General features: G+C 40.3%; 16 protein-coding genes. 11 read left to right on the top strand and 5 right to left on the bottom strand.

Annotated features, from left to right (window positions below; translation table 11 throughout):
• The first annotated feature begins 704 nt into the window (after positions 1 to 704).
• From FTV27_RS16205 to FTV27_RS16185, 5 genes are all read left to right on the top strand, one after another.
• Complete coding sequence (locus FTV27_RS16205; protein ID WP_180079295.1) at positions 705 to 2,078, top strand: MFS transporter; 1,374 nt, start codon at positions 705 to 707, stop codon at positions 2,076 to 2,078.
• A gap of 359 nt (positions 2,079 to 2,437) precedes the next feature.
• Entirely contained in the window at positions 2,438 to 3,883 is a 1,446-nt protein-coding gene (locus FTV27_RS16200; RefSeq protein WP_180079294.1) for an aldehyde dehydrogenase family protein, read from the top strand.
• Between the two features lie 115 nt (positions 3,884 to 3,998).
• Positions 3,999 to 4,529: a DUF1287 domain-containing protein gene (locus FTV27_RS16195; protein WP_373687162.1), complete on the top strand. Its 531-nt coding sequence runs from the start codon at positions 3,999 to 4,001 to the stop codon at positions 4,527 to 4,529.
• 367 nt (positions 4,530 to 4,896) lie between these two features.
• Entirely contained in the window at positions 4,897 to 6,381 is a 1,485-nt protein-coding gene (locus FTV27_RS16190) for a sodium-dependent transporter (RefSeq protein ID WP_180079292.1), read from the top strand.
• Between the two features lies 1 nt (position 6,382).
• Positions 6,383 to 6,490 carry a methionine/alanine import family NSS transporter small subunit gene (locus FTV27_RS16185; RefSeq protein ID WP_078191653.1) on the top strand — a complete coding sequence of 36 codons (108 nt, stop codon included), beginning with the start codon at positions 6,383 to 6,385 and terminating at the stop codon, positions 6,488 to 6,490.
• A gap of 75 nt (positions 6,491 to 6,565) precedes the next feature.
• On the opposite strand, the gene rsmB is transcribed toward FTV27_RS16185, so the two are convergent.
• On the bottom strand, positions 6,566 to 7,873 hold the full coding sequence (rsmB, locus tag FTV27_RS16180; protein ID WP_180079291.1) for a 16S rRNA (cytosine(967)-C(5))-methyltransferase RsmB: 1,308 nt from the start codon (positions 7,871 to 7,873) through the stop codon (positions 6,566 to 6,568).
• Positions 7,873 to 8,832 (bottom strand): methionyl-tRNA formyltransferase, encoded by a 960-nt coding sequence (gene fmt, locus FTV27_RS16175; protein ID WP_180079290.1) that lies wholly within the window; start codon positions 8,830 to 8,832, stop codon positions 7,873 to 7,875. Before fmt ends, rsmB begins: the two co-directional genes overlap by 1 nt.
• Positions 8,833 to 9,269: 437 nt before the next feature.
• On the opposite strand from fmt, the gene ilvD (FTV27_RS16170) reads away from it, so the two are divergent.
• From ilvD (FTV27_RS16170) to FTV27_RS16150, 5 genes are all read left to right on the top strand, one after another.
• Positions 9,270 to 11,099 carry a dihydroxy-acid dehydratase gene (gene ilvD / locus FTV27_RS16170; protein ID WP_111885144.1) on the top strand — a complete coding sequence of 610 codons (1,830 nt, stop codon included), beginning with the start codon at positions 9,270 to 9,272 and terminating at the stop codon, positions 11,097 to 11,099.
• A gap of 688 nt (positions 11,100 to 11,787) precedes the next feature.
• A complete protein-coding gene (gene ilvD / locus FTV27_RS16165; RefSeq protein WP_180079289.1) occupies positions 11,788 to 13,473 on the top strand; it encodes a dihydroxy-acid dehydratase in 1,686 nt (561 codons plus the stop codon).
• Between the two features lie 151 nt (positions 13,474 to 13,624).
• Complete coding sequence (locus FTV27_RS16160; RefSeq protein WP_180079288.1) at positions 13,625 to 14,947, top strand: hypothetical protein; 1,323 nt, start codon at positions 13,625 to 13,627, stop codon at positions 14,945 to 14,947.
• The gene (locus FTV27_RS16155; protein WP_180079287.1) at positions 14,928 to 15,215 is read left to right on the top strand and encodes a chorismate mutase; all 288 of its coding nucleotides are present in this window, start codon (positions 14,928 to 14,930) and stop codon (positions 15,213 to 15,215) included. Before FTV27_RS16160 ends, FTV27_RS16155 begins: the two co-directional genes overlap by 20 nt.
• Before the next feature lie 296 nt (positions 15,216 to 15,511).
• Complete coding sequence (locus FTV27_RS16150; RefSeq protein ID WP_180025058.1) at positions 15,512 to 17,389, top strand: potassium transporter Kup; 1,878 nt, start codon at positions 15,512 to 15,514, stop codon at positions 17,387 to 17,389.
• Between the two features lie 66 nt (positions 17,390 to 17,455).
• Here FTV27_RS16150 and FTV27_RS16145 read toward each other — a convergent pair whose 3' ends face one another.
• On the bottom strand, positions 17,456 to 17,653 hold the full coding sequence (locus FTV27_RS16145; RefSeq protein ID WP_180025059.1) for a hypothetical protein: 198 nt from the start codon (positions 17,651 to 17,653) through the stop codon (positions 17,456 to 17,458).
• 201 nt (positions 17,654 to 17,854) lie between these two features.
• Positions 17,855 to 18,094, bottom strand: a complete 240-nt coding sequence (locus FTV27_RS16140; RefSeq protein WP_218949585.1) for a hypothetical protein — start codon at positions 18,092 to 18,094, stop codon at positions 17,855 to 17,857.
• A 100-nt stretch (positions 18,095 to 18,194) separates the two neighbouring features.
• Here FTV27_RS16140 and FTV27_RS16135 point away from each other — a divergent pair, with 100 nt between their 5' ends.
• Complete coding sequence (locus FTV27_RS16135; protein ID WP_180025060.1) at positions 18,195 to 18,986, top strand: PAAR domain-containing protein; 792 nt, start codon at positions 18,195 to 18,197, stop codon at positions 18,984 to 18,986.
• A 10-nt stretch (positions 18,987 to 18,996) separates the two neighbouring features.
• Here FTV27_RS16135 and FTV27_RS16130 read toward each other — a convergent pair whose 3' ends face one another.
• Complete coding sequence (locus FTV27_RS16130; protein ID WP_180025061.1) at positions 18,997 to 19,428, bottom strand: hypothetical protein; 432 nt, start codon at positions 19,426 to 19,428, stop codon at positions 18,997 to 18,999.
• Positions 19,429 to 20,023: the final 595 nt, after the last annotated feature.

Here is a 20,023-nt window from a genome sequence, read left to right as displayed (position 1 = left end):
CCGAACTCAGAAGTGAAACCTCTTAGCGCTGATGGTAGTGTGGGGTTACCCATGTGAGAGTAAGTCATCGCCAGCTCATTATTCGAAACACCCCCTGACTAGTCCAGGGGGTGTTTTTTTATGCCGGAAGAAAAGCGAAAAATAAGAAGAAAAGCAGAAGCACAAAACAGGGAGATGATAAAAATATTGATAGATTGTGGCTTGAATTATTTAAACATGGATGATTATTAGACAATAAACGCATTTAAAAATCATCAATTGAGGGAATTCTCAGCCTAAAAATGTCGGAAAACCTGAATGTAAGTCAGCTAAAACAACAGTTTAAATGCCTAATTATCGACTTAAGTGATGGCTGATGACTTATGATTTAGAAATCTACGACTTAGATCGTAGAACTGCGATTTTTTTCTATAAAATTTAAGTTTTATTCTGACAATTTTCATATCAAATAATCTATCGTCTGATTGTGATTTAGCTTCTAATAACACATTGATAATTAATCATTATTAAAACTAGACCCGCAGTCCATCGACTTTTTTATGTATAAATATTTCAAAAATATTCGAGTTTTTATGACATTTTATTCCCAAACAACATGGATATATCTAAAAGGTATGGATCTATACCTTTGTAATTTTGGACAATTTACATTGAAAAACGGCATTGTAGCGAAAAATAAAACTCACAATTGGAGGTGAGGTTCAATGTCTACAAGCACAATGAATGTGAATAGCGTTGTCGATAACGCTAAGTTCACAAAATCGCATTTCAGCATCATGATGTGGTGTCTAATTCTTATTTTATTTGATGGTTATGACTTAGCGATCAATGGCGTTGCGCTGCCTTTATTGATGAAAGATTGGGGATTAACAGCTGTTCAAGCAGGTATGCTAGCGAGTACAGCACTTGCAGGGATGATGTTTGGTGCCATGATGTTTGGTACTTTGGCTGATAAGATTGGCCGTAAGAAAGTCATCATGATCTGTGTATTTTTATTCAGTACATTCACATTTCTAGGCGGTTTTGCATCTAATCCTACTGAATTTGGTGCTTTACGTTTTATTGCTGGACTTGGCATTGGTGGAGTATTACCGAACCTTGTAGCATTGACGTCTGAATATGCACCTAAGCATCTACGTAGTACTTTAGTGACCACTATGTTCAGTGGTTATGCAATGGGTGGCATCATGGCCGCTCTATTTGGTTCATGGTTTACTGCGGATTATGGCTGGCAAATCATGTTCTTCATTGCGGGTATTCCACTGTTACTGTTGCCGTTTGCTTGGAAATTTTTACCCGAATCGCTCACATTTTTGGTGAAGGTGAATCGTCACGATGAAGCTCGTAGGATGATTCAAACCATTGCACCAGAGCAAACGGTGACTGCAAATACTCAACTTGAACTGACTGAAGTTGCTGTTCCGGGTGGAGCGTCTGTTAGAGCGTTGTATAAGCAAGGTCGTGGCATAAGTACGATGTTGTTTTGGCTATGCTTTTTTATGTGCCTATTAACTCTGTATGCATTAGGTAGTTGGTTACCAAAACTAATGATGGCCGCAGGTTATTCATTAGGTAGCAGTTTGACGTTCCTATTGGCGATGAATATTGGTGCGGTAATTGGTACGATTGGGGGAGGTATCTTAGCGGATAAGTTCCATTTAAAACCGGTGATCATTACATTATGTCTGGCAGGTGCTGTGGCATTATCTTTACTCGGCTTTAATTCTCCACAGCCTGTGATCTACCTTTTGGTTGCAGTCGCAGGTGCATCAGCAATTGGTTCTCAAATCTTACTCTATAGCTATGTTGCACAGTATTATCCGCTGTCTGTTCGTTCGACAGGAATTGGTTGGGCATCTGCTGTGGGGCGTACAGGTGCGATTGTTGGTCCGATTCTGATCGGCTATTTATTATCACAAGAATTGCCACATCAAATTAACTTTATGGCCGTGGGAATTCCAGTAGTCATCGCAGCGATTGCAGTGTTCTTTATTCGCAAAGCACAAACGGATGAAGAAGTTGCTGCTTTAGAAAATTTGAATAAAGCTTCAGTGAAAACACAACGTTCGTATAGCTAAATCGTAGATTTAAAAAGCCCGTCATTTGATGGGCTTTTTTTATGTTGTACTCATAATTCTTATCATTGAATTTGGGCTGAATGATTTATTAAAAAATTGATAAATAATGAGATTTAATATTTTATACAGCTTTCTAATTTAATGTCATTGTTATATAGAGACTCGATCATCGTGTTTTCAGTGCAAGCATAGATCTGAAAATAGTGATGGTATTCAGGGCAATTAGGTAGCTGAGTTTGAGGCTTGTGGTTCATTTTGTTACTTAAATATAGTGAACTCTGTGCTCAGTCAGCGCATGATAGAGGGCATAGATTTATTCACATTTATCAATAATGTCTCAAGATCATGGAAATATCGTCATGTCCAAAGCCGTACAAGATATAAAAGACTATCCGCTCTATGTTGCAGGTAAAGCAGCGACTACCGATCAGTGGTTAGAAGTGGATCAAAAATATACCCAAGACGTATATGCACGCGTTGCACTCGCAGATGCTGCAACCATTGAAAAAGCCATTGATTCAGCGGTTAAATCTAGCGCTGCAATGGCGGCATTAGAACCTTTTCAAAAACAAAAAATCTTACTGCACTGTGTTAAACGTTTTAATGAAATGCGTGCAGAATTGACTGAAATTTTAATTGCGGAAGGTGGAAAACCGCATAAAGCCGCAGCTGCTGAAGTTGAACGTTTAATTAATACCTTTCAAATTGCTGCCGATGCTGTCACACAGATGGATGATGGTCGCATGATCCCATTGGCAGTTACCGCAGCGGCATCTGGCTATCAAGGCATGGTCAAACATGTGCCAATTGGTCCTGTATCGTTGATCAGCCCGTTTAATTTTCCGATCAATCTGACTGCGCATAAAATTGCACCTGCCATTGCCGCAGGCTGTCCATTTGTTTTGAAGCCTGCAAGTTTGACGCCTATTTCAGCTTTAAAAATTGCGGAAGTTTTGGCAGAAACGGATTTACCTAAAGGTGCTTTTTCAGTTTTACCTTGTCCACGTGAACATGCAGATGTCTTGGTCACAGATGACCGATTTAAACTGCTCAGCTTTACCGGTTCAGATGTGGTTGGTTGGGATATGAAAGCGCGTGCGGGACGTAAAAAAGTGACTTTAGAACTTGGCGGTAATGCTGCGGTATTGGTTGAGCCTGATACTGAAATTTCAGCGGCATTTATTGAACGCTTAGTCGGTGGGGCGTATAACCATGCAGGGCAGGTGTGTATCAGCGTACAACGCATCTTGGTGCATGCTGATATCTATGCCGATGTGAAGAAAAAACTCGTGGCGAGAATGAAGCAGCTTAAAGCCGCTGATCCTCATTTGGAAAGTACCATGGTCGGTCCAATGATTAAGGAAGCTGAAGCAACACGCGTACATAAATGGGTCGATAAAGCAGTAAAAAAAGGTGCCAAAGCATTGGTTCGTGGTGAACATCAGGGGGCTTTGCTTGATCCAATTTTATTGGAAAATGTCGATGAATCGCTAGAAGTGTATAAAGATGAAATCTTTGGCCCTGTAGCGATTTTAGAGAAATACAAAAACTTTGAAAAAGGTATCGCCAAAATTAATAGCAGCCGTTTTGGTTTACAGGCGGGCATCTATACGCAAAATTTGAATAAAATGTTGTATGCGTGGAATCACTTAGAGGTCGGTGGAGTGATTATTAATGACATTCCATCTTTCCGTGTTGATAACATGCCATATGGTGGCGTAAAAGATTCTGGCTTAGGCCGTGAAGGAATTCAGTCTGCCATTCGAGATATGCAAGAAGAACGCGTATTGGCGATAAAACTGTAGCCGTTTAAACATGGGCTTGGTTCAGTATGGATCTGTTCGAAGCCCATTTTTTAATCATTTCAAAAACTAAAGTGCATAAGAAAAAATGAAACGAATTTTATTATTGGTCAGTTTGATGACCGTGAATATGGCTGTCTTTGCCTTTAACGCCACTCAAATGGTGACCGATGCACGCAGTCAAATTGGGAAAACCTTATATTATGATCCTGCATATACTGCACTGCGTTATCCGATGGGAGATGTTCCCTTAATCAAGGGTGTTTGTACCGATGTGATAATTCGTGCATTACGACAGCAAGGGATTGATTTACAAAAAGCCATTCATGAAGATATGAAAGCCAATTTTAAGCAGTATCCACAAAAATGGGGCTTAAAAAGTACTGATAAAAATATTGATCATCGGCGTGTTCCCAATATTCAAACCTGGATGCAACGTCAGGGCTTTGTTGTCAAAGATAAGCAGTATTTGGCCGGAGATATTGTCACTTGGGACTTAGGGCGTGGTTTAGTGCATATCGGTGTGGTTTCAGATCGTAAAGTGAAAGGTAGCGGTGTTCCGCTGATCATCCATAATATAGGAGAGGGCACACAGGAAGAAGATATTTTACATGCCTATCAAATTACCGGACATTATCGAGTGAAATAACTTTAAAAATTTAATAGGAAATAAAACATTCCTAAAAGTTATATTATTGATAACTTAAATTGTATGAAAAATAAGCTGATTAAATGAACATTTAAGCCTAAACACATTATAAAAATGGAATATTTGCCGTAGAAATTACAGAAAAACTTAAAAAAAGTGAGTATTGTTAATTCATACAAAGGGAAAGTTATTTGTGGTGTTTTTAACCAAAATGCGCATGTGATTTTTCTGTTTGCAATTTGGTATAGACGCTCACAAGGTATCTCACCAGATCAAACACCCAGAATTTTATTTTTATGGTTCTTTTTTTGCTCGCGATATAACCATAACAAGCAGCAGTTAAAGATGCCTGAGGTTTAGGTGTTCTATGTCAGATAATCGTGAAAACTGGTCGGCACGATCAGGATTTATCATTGCCGCTATTGGTTCCGCTGTAGGTTTGGGAAACATTTGGCGTTTCCCTTACGTGGCGTATGAAAATGGTGGCGGTGCATTTTTAATTCCCTATTTAATTGCAATTTTTGCAGCGGGTTTGCCTTTATTGTTCTTAGATTATGCAGTGGGGCATAAATTCCGAAAAGCACCGCCTACTGCATATAAAAAACTTATGAACAGTGAGGCATTAGGCTGGTGGCAAGTGATGGTGACACTCATCATCGGGATCTACTATGCCAGCGTATTGTCATGGGCCGGCAGTTATATTTTCTACTCAATCGGTCAAAAATGGGGTGAAGATACGCAAGGCTTCTTCTTTAATACCTACTTGCAAAATGCCGATGGAATTGCCTTTGGTTTTGTACCGACCTTATTCTTTGGATTGGTGATTGTTTGGGCGATTACCATGTTCATTTTATATGGTGGTGTGAAGAAGGGTGTAGAGCTTTCGAATAAAATCTTTATTCCATTGTTGGTGATTTTGTTCTCGATTTTGGTGATTCAAGCAGTGCGTTTACCGGGTGCTACAGAAGGTTTAAATGCATTCTTTACGCCAAACTGGGATGCGATGACTGACTATAAAGTATGGTTAGCAGCCTTTGGTCATATCTTCTTCTCGTTATCGATTGGTTTCGGGATTATGTTGACCTATGCGTCTTACTTAAAAGCAAAAACCAACTTGACCGGTTCAGGTGTAGTCGTTGCATTAGCCAACTCATCATTTGAAATTTTAGCGGGTATTGGTATTTTTGCGGCATTGGGCTTTATGGCACATAGTGCGGGCGTACCTGTAAATGAAGTGGTTTCAGGCGGTATTGGTCTTGCGTTTATTGCTTTCCCGAAAATCATTTCTAGCTTAGGTGCTGGCGGCGATTTATTTGGTTTCTTGTTCTTCTCGTCACTGGCTGTAGCAGGGATCACCTCAATGGTGAGTATTTTGGAAGTGCCAATTGCGTCGTTCCAAGATAAATTCGGCTGGTCACGTAAAAAAGCTGTAACGATTGTTGCGGGTGGTTCTGCCATTGTATCGACCTTAATTTTCTCAACCCACAGTGCGATTACTTTCGTTGACATCATTGACTACTTCGCCAATAACATTGGTATCGTAGCGGGTGGTTTGTTCTCGATTATCTTGGTGTCTTGGTTCCGTCGTCCATTGCTTGCGCAATTACGTAATCATGTGAATCAATATTCAAGTATCAAATTGGGCTTTGGTTGGAACTTCTTATTAACGGTTGTTACTCCGCTTTCATTATTAGTAGCTTTAGGATTAACCATTAAAGACGTTGCATCTAAAGGCTATGGTGGTTATCCAGTTGACGTGTTATTGCCTGTAGCCGGTTTAGTCATTGCGATCTTTGTGCTTGGTGCCATTGTATTTAGTTGCATGAAAGACAAAAACCCTGAGGAGAAATAACATGAATACATCTGCATTAATCATGATGATCATTTCAATTGTTTTGCTTTGGGGCGGTTTGATCTTAGCGTCGATCCATTTAGCAAAACATCCAGATGAAGAAGATTAAGCTTCATCGTTGATAAAAAAAGGAACCCTCGGGTTCCTTTTTTATGTGGTGCTAAAAAGTAAATTCTATTGCAGATTAAGCTGTTTTTTGAATGCGGCAGTAGAAGAAACCATCGCCATAACCCACTTTCGGGAACAATTGACGACCATGGATTTGTTCAACACCCCAATCCGCTTCAATTTTAATTTCTTGGGCATCGGCATGATTGGCAAAGAACTCAACCATTTGCTGTTCATTTTCAGCTTTTAAAATCGAGCATGTGATATAAAGCAGCGTGCCGCCGACTTTAAGCTGCTTCCACATGTTTTCCAAAATTTGTTTTTGTAACACTACAGTTTTTGCAATGTCGCCCGATTGACGTAGTAAACGTATATCAGGATGACGACGCATTACACCGACAGCAGTACATGGGGCATCGAGCACGATACAATCAGCAAGTTCAGGAGCAGTATAGGTGATGGCATCGGCAGTCTGAATTTCAACATGTTTACCATCGAGATCCAAACGATCAAGGTTTTCAACCACACGTTTTAGACGCTTTTCATCTTGATCCAGTGCAATGAGTTTCTTCGGTTGGAAAGTCTCTAAAATATGTGCGGTTTTACCACCCGGCGCAGCACAAGCATCAATCACAAATTTACCATCGAGATTTGGTAATAGTGTTGCACACAGTTGAGCATGTTCATCTTGTACCGAAAAACCACCTGCTTCAAAGCCCGGTAAACTTGGAATATGTAGGCTTTCGTCCATCACAATACCGACATTAGAGAGTTCACAGCGATGTGCATCGATGCCTTCATCTTCCAAAATATCAAGGTATTCATCACGGCTGACTTGGCGTGTATTAACACGTAAAGTCAGTGGTGCAATTTGCTTAAGCTCATAACTAAGTTCATCAAATTGTTCGCCCCAGTCTTTTTTCAGACGTTTGGTTAACCAACTTGGTAAATTGGTGGCTTGTTCAAGTACGTCGTAGAACTGTTCTGTTTCACGTGTTGCACGGCGCAAAATTGCGTTGATTAAGCCACTTAGACTTCCCATACCCAATTGTTTTGCAGCTTCCACCGTTTCAGAAATTGCAGCATGAGCTGCGACACGGGTACATAACAATTGGTATAAACCGAGGTATAAACAGGTTTCAACCACTTGGTTATCTACCGGTTTAGACAGTAATGGTAAAGTCAATTGTTTCAATGCATACCATTGACGTAAACAACCGAGCACCAATTCATGGAATAACGCACGGTCTTTATCAGACACAATATTCATTTGCTGCGCGAGGACAGATTGCAGCGATTGACCATTTTGGACAGCCAATAACGTCTTCACTACCTGAGCACGTAAATTAAGGTCTCGGGTCGAGGCGTTGGGAGATTGCTTCATTATAAAATTTGTCCAATAGTCAATTTTTGGGTTTGTAAAATTTGTACAGGGTTGAGTGGTTTAGCACCCGGCCATTGTAAAGAGGTCAAAATAATCACGCTGCCATTGGCACAGGCAACGTGTATGCCTTTTTTGTCGATGGCGATGATTTCACCTGCTTGAGCATTCGGTGCAGATGCAGCAGAAAGTTCAGAATGCCAAACGCGTAAATTGTTTTGTTCATCTAACTGAATAAATGCTACCGGCCATGGATTAAAGGCGCGAATATTACGATCGATTTGTACGGCATCGATGGACCAATCAATTTTTGCTTCGGCTTTTGAAAGCTTATGTGCATAAACTGTTAATGCTTCGTCTTGGACTTCACGGCTGTCTAAATATTGCTGCAATGTTTGTTCAGTGTCTAAAACGGCAGCAATTGCAGTTGCACCTTGCTCTGCAAGTTTGTCATGCAAAGTTGCAGAGGTATCCGTTGCTTCAATCGGGCAGATGGTTTTATACATCATGTCGCCTGTATCGAGTCCGGCTGCCATTTTCATAATGGTGACACCTGTTTCAATATCACCTGTTGCGATGGCACGTTGAATCGGTGCTGCACCGCGCCAACGTGGCAGCAATGAACCATGAATATTCAGGCAACCATATTTCGGGGTATCTAGCACGACTTGCGGCAAGATCAAACCATAGGCTGCAACCACCATAACATCGGCATTTAAGGCCTTTAATTCCGCCTGTGCGGCTAAACCTTCTTCAGTCGATGATTTGAAATGAAGGGGTTGGTAAACAGGAATATGGTGCTCTAAAGCCAATTGCTTTACGGCAGAAGCTGTGAGTTTTTGTCCACGTCCAGCTTTGCGGTCAGGTTGAGTGTATACCGCAACAATTTCATGTTGTGTGTTGAGCAAAGCAGCTAGTGCTGTTGCGGCAAATTCTGGCGTACCGGCAAAGATGATTTTCAAAATGAATGAACCGAATCTGTGTTGAATATGTGGATTATAGCAAATGATTAATGCGTAATTTAGAACATTAGAAATTGATTTTTGCAACTTTGAAGCTGTCCAAGCTCAATGATTTCATAACCCAAAATCGCAAATTTGCAATTTTAAAATAAATTATATTTATATAAAATTTAAAAATTATTCATGAAAGTTTTGTATTGTGCAGCTATTGATGGCGGTATAGTAGATTTCAGTTAAAAGATTTTTGTCGTCAAATCACTCGGTTTTATTTATAGACCCATCTGCCCAAATCTCAGCTTAAAAAGCCATCTTTAAAAACAATGGCTTGGTGTATGATAGGTTTAAAATTCGACTGATTTTACATCATTGTCAGTATGATTTAGCCAGAGTGAATCTGTAGGATTCATTTCAAGCTCAAACTTTGTTGGAAATATAAAATGCCTGACTATCGTTCAAAAACATCGACACACGGAAGAAATATGGCGGGTGCGCGCGGCTTATGGCGCGCAACTGGTATGAAAGATGAAGACTTCGGTAAACCAATTATTGCCGTCGTGAACTCATTTACTCAATTTGTACCGGGTCACGTTCATCTTAAAGACCTTGGTCAACTCGTGGCGCGTCAAATTGAGCAAGCAGGCGGTGTAGCCAAAGAGTTCAATACTATCGCAGTCGATGACGGTATTGCGATGGGCCATGACGGGATGCTGTATTCATTACCTTCACGAGACTTAATTGCAGACTCTGTGGAATACATGGTAAGCGCGCACTGTGCCGATGCCATGGTATGTATTTCCAACTGTGACAAAATTACTCCAGGGATGTTGATGGCGGCAATGCGTTTGAACATTCCAGTGGTATTTGTCTCTGGTGGTCCAATGGAAGCGGGTAAAGTTAAAATCCGTGGTAACGACAAAGCCATCGACTTGATTGATGCCATGATTGTGGCTGCAGATGACAACTATACCGATGAAGAAGTTGCTGAATACGAACGTTCTGCATGCCCAACTTGCGGTTCATGCTCAGGTATGTTCACCGCAAACTCAATGAACTGCTTAACAGAAGCATTGGGTCTGTCTTTACCGGGCAACGGTTCTACACTGGCAACACATGCAAACCGTAAAAAATTATTCGAACGCGCAGGCTCTTTAATTGTTGAATTGGCTAAACGTCATTATGAACAAGATGATTACAGCGTATTGCCACGTGAAATGGTGACCAAAGCCTCGTATGAAAATGCAATGACTTTAGACATCGCGATGGGTGGTTCAACCAATACCGTTCTACACTTGTTGGCTGCAGCCAATGAAGCTGGCGTTGATTTCACGATGGACGACATTGACCGTTTATCTCGTAAAGTGCCTGTACTCTGTAAAGTTGCACCTGCGAAAAACGACGTACATATGGAAGATGTACACCGTGCTGGCGGTATCATGTCCATTCTCGGTGAATTAGACCGTGCAGGCTTATTGGACACATCTGTGGGTACTGTTCACGAAGCAAGCTTAAAAGATGCTTTAGATAAATGGGACATTATCCGTACTGAAAATGAAGACGTTTACCAATTCTTCCGTTCAGCACCAGGCGGTGTACCAACGCAAACTGCATTCTCACAAGATCGATATTACCAACGTTTAGATGGCGACCGTGAAAATGGCGTGATCCGTAATGCTGAACATGCGTTCTCGAAAGATGGTGGCTTAGCTGTGCTTTACGGCAACATTGCACTCGATGGTTGTATCGTAAAAACTGCGGGTGTAGATGATTCAATCTTGAAATTCAACGGTACTGCACGTGTGTTTGAAAGCCAAGATTCAGCAGTAGAGGCGATCTTGGGTAATGAAATCAAAGCCGGTGATGTGGTTGTGATTCGCTATGAAGGCCCACGTGGTGGTCCGGGTATGCAAGAAATGTTGTACCCAACCAGCTACCTGAAATCGAAAGGTCTAGGCAAAGAATGTGCGTTATTGACTGACGGTCGTTTCTCTGGCGGTTCATCAGGCCTGTCAATTGGTCACGTTTCACCTGAAGCAGCAGAAGGCGGTGCAATTGGTTTGGTGGAAGATGGCGATTTAATCGAAATTGATATTCCAAACCGTACCATCAACCTTGCTGTTGATGAAGCAACCATGGCCGCTCGCCGTGCAGCGCAAGAAGCCAAAGGTTGGCATCCAGTTGAAGAGCGTCCACGCAAAATTTCGAAAGCATTGAAAGCCTATGCAATGCATACTACGAGTGCGGCGAAAGGCGCAGTACGTGAAATCTAAGCTTTAGATTTCTAAATAGAAAAGCACTCCTAATGGGGTGCTTTTTAAATTTCCATCTACATAACTTGTAATGGATAAGAGGAAACGTCATCCGCAACTGTCTGAGGCAAACGGTAATTTAAAAGTGAATGTTTCTGCGATCATTTTTTTAGTTGCAAACAGTTGCCGAGTTTTGCGGATGACAAATGGTTTTGGTTGCTTTTGCCGAAACAAAAGTAACATACGAGCTCCGAAAAATTAGCTTTTATAGAGGTAAGACTCCGCTGTAATCAGCTTTTAAATGAAATAATGGGACAATAATTCTAAGTTATAGATTTCTTAATCTGATTGAAAATAATGTTTCTTGAAGCAACTAAATAAAATTTAATAATTAGTGGATGTCATTAAAATTCTAAAAAGACAGCCTCGAATAGTAGCTATAATTTATATGGCTTTGTGTAGGCAATCCCTTACTTTTGAAAGATCAAAAGTAACAAAAATCTTTTGTTCTCCTGATATTGCATCCCTGCCATACAGGAAAACAGCGACATCCATGTCGCTTTGTCATGTGATTGAATGGTATTGCATGCGCTAAAAATCTCTTTTGTTGAGATGTAATTTCTTTTACATACCGAGCGCTTTCTATACAATAAATTTAAAAGAACCCGCCAAAGCTGAAGCCAAAATCAGCCATCGCCAAGGAACAACAATGAGTAAAAATAATATCCGCGAACATTCTGCTCCTGTTTATGAAGGCATAGAGAATGCGCCTGCACGTTCCATGATGCGTGCCACAGGCTTCCAAGATGCTGACTTTAAGCGCCCATTTATAGGCATCGCCTCGACTTGGGCCAATGTCACGCCGTGTAATATGCATATTGATGGCTTGGCGCGTGAAGCTGAGAACGGGGTCAATGCTGCAGGCGGGAAAGGCATTATTTTCAATACCATTACGATTTCTGACGGCATTTCCAATGGTACTGAAGGTATGAAGTATTCACTGCTGTCGCGGGAAATCATTGCCGACTCTATTGAAGCTGTGGTGGGCTGTCAGGCCTATGATGGCGTAATTGCCATAGGCGGCTGCGACAAGAATATGCCAGGCTGTATCATAGGTTTGGCGCGATTAAACCGTCCGGGCCTGTTTATTTATGGTGGCACCATCAAACCCGGAGCAGGGCATACCGACATGATTTCGGTATTTGAAGCAGTTGGTCAGCACGCCAAAGGCGAAATTAATGAAATTCAGGTCAAGCAGATTGAAGAAGTCGCGCTGCCGGGGCCGGGTTCGTGCGGCGGTATGTATACGGCCAATTCGATGGCTTCAGCGATTGAAGCCTTAGGCATGAGCTTGCCAGGTTCATCGGCGCAGGAAGCAGTTTCAGCAGATAAAATTGAAGATTGCCAACGCGCAGGTGAAGCCGTGATGAACCTGCTGCGTCTCGATATTAGGCCGCGCGACATTATGACCAAAGCCGCTTTTGAAAACTCGATTAAAGTGCTGATTGCTTTAGGCGGTTCAACCAATGGCGTACTGCATTTGATTGCCATGGCGCATACCGCAGGCGTGGAACTGTCTTTGGATGATTTTGTGCGTATTGGCAAAGACATACCAGTGGTGGCCGATGTGCGTCCATCGGGTAAATATTTAATGTCGGAACTGATCGCCATTGGCGGTATTCAACCACTAATGAAGCGCATGCTGGATGCAGGTATGCTCGATGGCTCTTGCCTGACGGTCACGGGCAAAACTTTGGCGGAAAACTTAGCCGATGTAGAGGATTATCCTGAAGGACAGCAAATTATTTTGCCGTTTGATGCGCCAATCAAAAAGGATTCACATTTGGTGGTACTCAAAGGAAATTTGTCGCCGACGGGTGCAGTGGCTAAAATTACCGGTAAAGAAGGGCTGTATTTTGAGGGGCCTGCGCGGGTATTTGAGGGTGAGCAGGGTGCCATGCGCGGTATTTTAGATGGCGAAGTACAAGAAGGTGAAGTAGTGGTGATCCGCGGTGTTGGACCCAAAGGCGGGCCGGGTATGCCGGAAATGTTAAAACCGACTTCAGCGATTATTGGTAAAGGTCTAGGCAAATCCGTCGCACTGTTGACTGATGGGCGTTTCTCGGGCGGCAGCCATGGTTTTGTGATTGGTCATGTGACACCAGAAGCCTATGAAGGCGGCCCAATTGGCTTGGTCAAAAACGGCGATAAAATATCAATTAACGCTGAAACGCGTGAAATGACTTGGCATGTGGCAGAGGATGAAATTTCTGCACGTCGTGCAGCCTGGGTCAAACCGAAACCCAACTATACCCACGGCGCTTTGGCTAAATTTGCCAAGTTGACCTCTGGTGCGGAAAAAGGTGCGGTGACTGACCTAAATCTAGACGTCTAATCCATTGTTAAACATTGAACATTCAGCCCTGACTTGATATAAGTTTTGCACAAGGCTTATATCTCATTTAAAACAGCTTCATAATAGAAGTTGAATTTTAAGCATGTGCTGGCAGGTTCGGCACAATTCATCATTTTGAGGCAAAAAACGCATGTCACTGTTACGCCGTTGGTTCGATCCAATCCGATCGAGTTGGTTTTATCAGAAACCGACCCGACAAGCGGTGTTACCCACGGAACAAGGTCTGAGTGTTTATCTTCGACTGGATGATGTCTATAGCTATTTGGCTGCTCAGCAACTGCCTCAATTAGAAGAAATTCTCAGTGATGAAATTAAACCACTGAAAGTGATTATTTGTCGTCAGAGTGCTGAACCTCCTAATCAAATGTCATCGATAGAATGGCAACAATATTGTCTGAATGATGCCCAAATTTTAGCGCGGCAGCATCGTTTTAGTTTTCATGAAACACCTGAACAACCGACCGCTGAAGCTTTAGAACAAGCCGAAATTATTCTAAAAAATACCCCATTACGCGGCCAAGATTTTCTTTATTTACTTGAAGATGTGTTCCACATGTTGTGGCAAAAGCAGTATGGCAAGCTGAGAACACTGTACGCGATGGCCAGCCGTCATCATAAAGCGCAAGATTTTCCAGAACGGATCTTTTCTGACTTACCAATTTTGACGGGGTATTTTGAATTTGGCGAACGTAAGTACCATGCTGTAGATGATTTACTGCGTTTAACGCGCCGTTTAAAACAACAAAAACTCCTGACAGATAACCCGATCTTTATGATCAATCATATTGAATGGCGTGAGCACCTGATCAGTGATGCAGAAGAGCTGAATGAAATTCAGGGACTCGATCCTGAGCTTGATCTTTATATCGCGATGGAAGATCCGATTTCATGGTTACTGTTGGCTTATATTCGTGAGGAATTGGCGGACTATTATAATATTCAGCTGAATGTGTATCCATTGTCGTATCACGGTCGTGATTTGTTTGACTGGAGTTTGGCAACACGTCTGTCTAAACGGACCGAAGTTAAGTTCACACCATTTTGCCGGCCTACAGAAGCTGCGACATTAGCTATGTCACAGCTTTACTACAGTGCACCTGAAGAGCAGCGTATTGATGTGATGTATCGCATTTTGGAAGCCGTATGGACCAAAGGGCGTGATTTATCCTTCAAAGCACATTTTCAGGCTTTACAGTATGAGTTAGAGATTTCTGAACTGAGCACTGAGGATATTGCTGAAAAATTAAAAGAAAATGATATGCACTGTGAGATGAAGTCACAGCCTGATTTTCCTGTTTTAGAATTACGTATTGCAGGTCAAAGCTATGTATTTAATAGCTTATACCGCGTATGGATGATTGAAAGTATTTTCAGTAATGTGTTAGAAGAGAAGTATAAAAGTGAAAACACCGCTGAAAGTGAAGCCAGAGAAGATGAAGAAAGAAAAAGTTGAGTCATTAGAGCAAGCCCGCGCACAGATTGATGTGATTGATCAGGGGATTATTGAGCTCATTGCTGCACGTCAGTTTTATGTCGATCAAGCGGTGCATTTTAAGCGTTCAGTACAGGATGTTCAATCACCAGAGCGTGTCGAAGCGGTAATAAGTAAAATTCGTCTACAAGCCACAGAGCACGGTGTAAATGCAGATATTGTGGAACGTTTATACCGCGATATGATTCAGCATTTTATTCAACGTGAGTTGAAAGAGATTCGACCGTAGTTGGGACGGATTTGAATTTCGTATAAGAGATTTTAGGTTAATCAGATGATTAAAAGGCCCGTAAATAGGGCCTTTCGTATAACGCGTATTATGTTAATTTTAGAAAAAACTTAAAATTATCTATTAAAGAATCATATATTTTTGGATTACTTGTAAGTGAAATAGCACCTATATAGTGCAGGCTTAGCTAGAAAAACTATAACACTCTAAGAAAGTATGGGTTTTTATGTACAAGGCAATTTCATGAGAAGCCAGATGATAAAATTCGAGGCTCCCCAATTTTGTAAATCAAATATATGCAAAGTAATGTGAGTAAGCCGGCAGTACCAGCATTAACACTGGCTGCACTAGGAGTAGTATTCGGCGATATAGGAACGAGTCCATTATATGCATTAAAAGAAAGCTTTCATGCGACACGCGGGCTACCTATTAATGAACTTAATATCCTGGGAATTCTCTCTTTAATCTTTTGGACCATTACCTTAATTGTTTCGCTTAAATATGTTTTGGTGATCATGAGAGCTGATAACAATGGTGAAGGGGGTATCATGGCATTACTCGCCTTAAACCTTAGGCAAAAAGGATTGTCCCGTGGAAAAAGACTGGCAATCATTATCTTAGGTTTCATTGGAGCATCCTTATTCTTCGGTGACGGTATCATCACCCCTGCTATTTCTGTTTTATCTGCAGTTGAGGGACTTTCTGTTGCTGCCCCGTCATTTGATCGCTTCATTATTCCAATCAGTATTGGAATTCTTATAGCTCTCTTTGCCGTTCAAAAACATGGGACTGCAATGATGGGGAAGTTTTTTGGTCCTATTACCCTGTTATGGTTCCTATCTATTGGTGCCATTGGCATTATGAGTATTATTCAAAGTCCATTTGTTCTTGCATTATTCAGCCCACACTGGGCTTTTTTATTCGTTATTAACAATCCTCTTATTTCATTTTTTGTGATGGGAGCTGTGGTTTTAACAGTAACAGGTGGTGAAGCCTTATATGCGGATATGGGACATTTTGGTATTTTACCGATCAAGTTAGGCTGGTTTTTAATTGTACTGCCATGTCTGATGCTGAATTATGCTGGACAAGGAGCATTACTGTTAAGAGATCCTTCGGCTATCACCAATCCTTTTTACCTGCTTCTGCCTTCAGCCCTTCTATATCCTATGATTATTCTGGCTACTGCAGCTGCAGTGATTGCCTCACAGGCTTTAATCAGTGGGGTATTCTCTATGGCTAAACAGGCAATACAGTTGGGATATCTACCTAGGCTTACAGTTTTACATACCTCCGCTTCGGAAATTGGACAAATTTATATTCCATTACTGAACTGGCTCCTGTTTATCTCTATCACCATCTTGATCTTAATATTTGAAAGTAGCAGCAAGTTGGCAGGTGCTTATGGTCTGGCCGTCACTGTGACCATGTTCTGTGACACACTGTTAGTAGCTTTTCTGGCTTATAGTTACTGGAAATGGAAAACATGGAAAGTCTTACTGTTCATTATTCCATTCGCCTTTATTGATCTGGTTTTGCTGAGTTCAAACCTATTAAAAGTACTGATTGGAGGCTGGGTACCAGTCGTTATTGCGGTTATTGTTTTTACCCTCATGATGACCTGGAAAAAAGGCAGAGAGATTCTTCAGGACAAACTGCAGAAGGACACGCTTCCACTGAATGTGTTTCTTGAGCACATTGAACAGACAGGTCAGAAAGTGAGTGGAAATGCCGTATTTTTAACTGGAACGCCTCAAGTCGTACCCCATGCGCTTTTACATAATTTAAAGCATAATAAAGTTCTGCATGAACGTAATTTTTTGGTGACAATCAAGACTTCTGAAATCCCGTATGTTGATGAAGCTAAGCGAATCGTTACTGAAGTACTAGAGAATGGTTTTTTCAGAATAACGATCCATTATGGATTTAAAGAAGAGCCTAATGTGCCTCATTCATTGAAACAAGCTTTTTCAGTACTGGATCTTGAGTATGACTTAATGAATATCAGCTTCTTTGTTTCTAGAGAAAGATTAATTCCAAGTCTGTCCAGCAAAATGTCTACATGGCGTGAAAAGTTATTTGTCGCAATGCAAAAAAATACCAGCCCTGTCAGTGATTTTTATAAAATCCCTTCTAACCGGGTGATAGAGCTAGGTAGTCAGATTGAAATTTAAGAATTTCTAAAATGAATAGGCACCTTTAAATAAGGGTGCCTATCTGATCAGAATAAATCTTTTACTTTAATTTTCCAATAGTTGACCAATCTCTAAAGCTGAATAACTACGTTCTTTAAAGATCAAAATAATTGCTTTTTTATAATCTTCAGAAGTAGAGGTCTTATATTTTGTTATAAGTTGAATTTCAGAATTAAGCTGAAGGTCATTTTTTATCGTCAACACTTCCGTAGAGACTTTATTAAAAATCTTGAAATTAAACATACAGGCGCTCTTTATCAATATTATAGCGGCCCGACTACAACAAATACCTGCCTTAGCTCAGCTAGACACCCTTGGCTGCAAGGATTACAAATTAGACAAGATTCTGCAAGTTTTGCTCCATTGAAAGTATGAATATTCAACTAAAGAAGGTTCCATTTAACATAATGGCGATTATGCGAAATTGCATTGTTATAAACAAAATTATTGATACTTTTGATCGATATTTTTGAGCTGATTTTTATAATGGTTACTATCAGAATTAAACTTTTCTGATAGTAACCACTTTTGTCTGTACCTACGAATTGAACTTAACTGGCAATCTTCATAACCAAATTCAACATTACAACATTCACAAATTTCAAAAGATGGTGTTTTACCATCTTTCCCCCAAGGGAAAGAAATTGCATCCGTATATCCACAAACTCGACAAGTATTTAACATAAAATCTCTTATACGAAGTTATATGTCATTGGTAACCTTTTCATAAGGGTTACATAAGAGGTTATAATTATACTTTTACTCGAAAACTTAAGAACAATAAATGAAAGCACTAATAACAATAGGTTGTAAGACTAGCCATGGTGGTATTGTTTCTGAAGCTGATCCTACATTTTTGGTAGAAGGTAAAGCTGTACATCTAGAAGGAATGAAGCACTTTTGTCCTAAATGTCGAACTACTGTGTCCGCTATATCATCAGGCAAGGGCTTCTTAACGGTTGGTTCTAAAACAATAATTATGGCAGGCGATTTCACCTCTTGTGGAGCAACCTTTCTACCACAACAGAATTTAGCTGTTCGTAGTAATGGTACAGGAAGTGCAAATGGAGGAAGTTCTAGTAATTCAACCTCATCTAGTCCTAGTTATATTCCAATATCACAACCAGAATTAAGTAATAACTTTAGTAAAGTACCATCTAAGCCCCCTCAACTTACAGAAGATGATATTCTTTTGACAGGACATGAGGCCAATCTTTTGTTCTACAGATGCTTTAAACAAAAAGTTAATCCTGTAACTCTAGAACATCGAAAACTAGCTACTGAGATGTATTGGAAACTCATAAATGCGGATGAAGGTGGACTTTCAGTACTCCAATATATTTTCGAAGCCGTTTTTGGTGGAGATTGGAAAAAGCCTGATGCTAGAGGAACCATTGAAGATATAGGAATGGATCAAGCAGGAAAGGCTTATGAGCATGCTAAAAATGATGCCCGTATGAAATATTTCAAAGTCCGTGACTCAGGAGATATTGATGGACGAATTGGAGATGCAGGGCAAGCTGCCATAGCAGGTCTTCAAATGACCTACAAAAACCGATTTGCGATGCTGCAATAATCTTCACTATCTAGGGTGATTTAGTAATTCTCTGAATAATGGTCTGAGTCGCCCTATCTGTCATAGAATGTAAGTTTTTACCTAATTGCACATATTGATCTTGTAAACAAGAAGCTGTTTCTTCATAAATTTTATTTTTGTCTTGAGGAATATCTACAAATGCGAAACTTGTATGCATAGCACAATATTCTTCAGATGCCTGAACATAGTTCTTCGCATATTCTCGCACCTCTTTTTCAAACTTACCTTTTCCAACTTGTTGAAAATAGTATTTTACTTCTTCATTTAAATATTTGTTTTTATAATTTTTTAATTCACAACGCTTAGTATGTTCTGTACTGCCTGATACACATTCATATACTCTAGAATCAACATTCTTGGCTTGAGTACAACCAGTTAAAATAAAGAAAGATAAGATGGAAAATAGTAATGTTTTAAACATGATATAAAATTCTTTGGTTCTTATAGGGACCATTATCTAATAATTTAAAACAAAATCCATATTCATTTGTTTAACTATAAAACTACTCTAATCGATGTGCATCGGGATATACAAAAATAACCACTATTTATCCTTAAACTTGTCCTCAGAAATTGGGGATAATTTAAGCCAGCGCTGTCTTGATAACACAGAGAAAAATGACAAATTGATTAAATATTAATCAATTTTATTGGCAAGAAGTATCAAAATTGCTCAAAAAGAAACCGACTTGTTTCCAAGTCGGTTTTTTGTTGTTTTTCAGGGGGGTGAAAAAATTTTAACTACATGAAAAACAAGGATATTTTAAAAAGCATTTCGTATAACCTCTATTATGTTAAATGGGGGAAGTGTAATCCATCTTATGGATAACGACATATTCTGACGTATATGTAAGTTTTGGCTATTAATTGAACTGATATATTGTTGTTTTGATGTGTGCTGAATTAGCAGGAGACTTTCACTTGGGAGATTCTAGGCAGCTAACCGATAAAAGTCTTCTGCCATTTGATTTGGTGTCTTAAAATCCAAGCCTTTTTGAATTCTTCGCTGATTATAA

This window comes from Acinetobacter sp. YH12251 (assembly GCF_013417465.1).
Lineage (GTDB): Bacteria > Pseudomonadota > Gammaproteobacteria > Pseudomonadales > Moraxellaceae > Acinetobacter > Acinetobacter amyesii.
Note: the sequence above shows the minus strand (reverse complement) of the source record. Positions and strands in the feature narration are given on the sequence as shown.

Excerpts from the sequence above, each read along its gene's own strand:
- FTV27_RS16190 (WP_180079292.1), top strand. The coding sequence starts at position 4,897 with ATGTCAGATAATCGTGAAAACTGGTCGGCACGATCAGGATTTATCATT.
- FTV27_RS16145 (WP_180025059.1), bottom strand. The coding sequence starts at position 17,653 with ATGTTTAATTTCAAGATTTTTAATAAAGTCTCTACGGAAGTGTTGACG.
- FTV27_RS16185 (WP_078191653.1), top strand. The coding sequence starts at position 6,383 with ATGAATACATCTGCATTAATCATGATGATCATTTCAATTGTTTTGCTT.
- FTV27_RS16135 (WP_180025060.1), top strand. The coding sequence starts at position 18,195 with ATGAAAGCACTAATAACAATAGGTTGTAAGACTAGCCATGGTGGTATT.
- FTV27_RS16200 (WP_180079294.1), top strand. The coding sequence starts at position 2,438 with ATGTCCAAAGCCGTACAAGATATAAAAGACTATCCGCTCTATGTTGCA.
- FTV27_RS16130 (WP_180025061.1), bottom strand. The coding sequence starts at position 19,428 with ATGTTTAAAACATTACTATTTTCCATCTTATCTTTCTTTATTTTAACT.
- rsmB (WP_180079291.1), bottom strand. The coding sequence starts at position 7,873 with ATGAAGCAATCTCCCAACGCCTCGACCCGAGACCTTAATTTACGTGCT.
- FTV27_RS16160 (WP_180079288.1), top strand. The coding sequence starts at position 13,625 with ATGTCACTGTTACGCCGTTGGTTCGATCCAATCCGATCGAGTTGGTTT.
- FTV27_RS16150 (WP_180025058.1), top strand. The coding sequence starts at position 15,512 with ATGCAAAGTAATGTGAGTAAGCCGGCAGTACCAGCATTAACACTGGCT.
- ilvD (WP_111885144.1), top strand. The coding sequence starts at position 9,270 with ATGCCTGACTATCGTTCAAAAACATCGACACACGGAAGAAATATGGCG.
- FTV27_RS16205 (WP_180079295.1), top strand. The coding sequence starts at position 705 with ATGTCTACAAGCACAATGAATGTGAATAGCGTTGTCGATAACGCTAAG.
- FTV27_RS16140 (WP_218949585.1), bottom strand. The coding sequence starts at position 18,094 with ATGTTAAATACTTGTCGAGTTTGTGGATATACGGATGCAATTTCTTTC.
- FTV27_RS16155 (WP_180079287.1), top strand. The coding sequence starts at position 14,928 with ATGAAGAAAGAAAAAGTTGAGTCATTAGAGCAAGCCCGCGCACAGATT.
- FTV27_RS16195 (WP_373687162.1), top strand. The coding sequence starts at position 3,999 with ATGACCGTGAATATGGCTGTCTTTGCCTTTAACGCCACTCAAATGGTG.
- ilvD (WP_180079289.1), top strand. The coding sequence starts at position 11,788 with ATGAGTAAAAATAATATCCGCGAACATTCTGCTCCTGTTTATGAAGGC.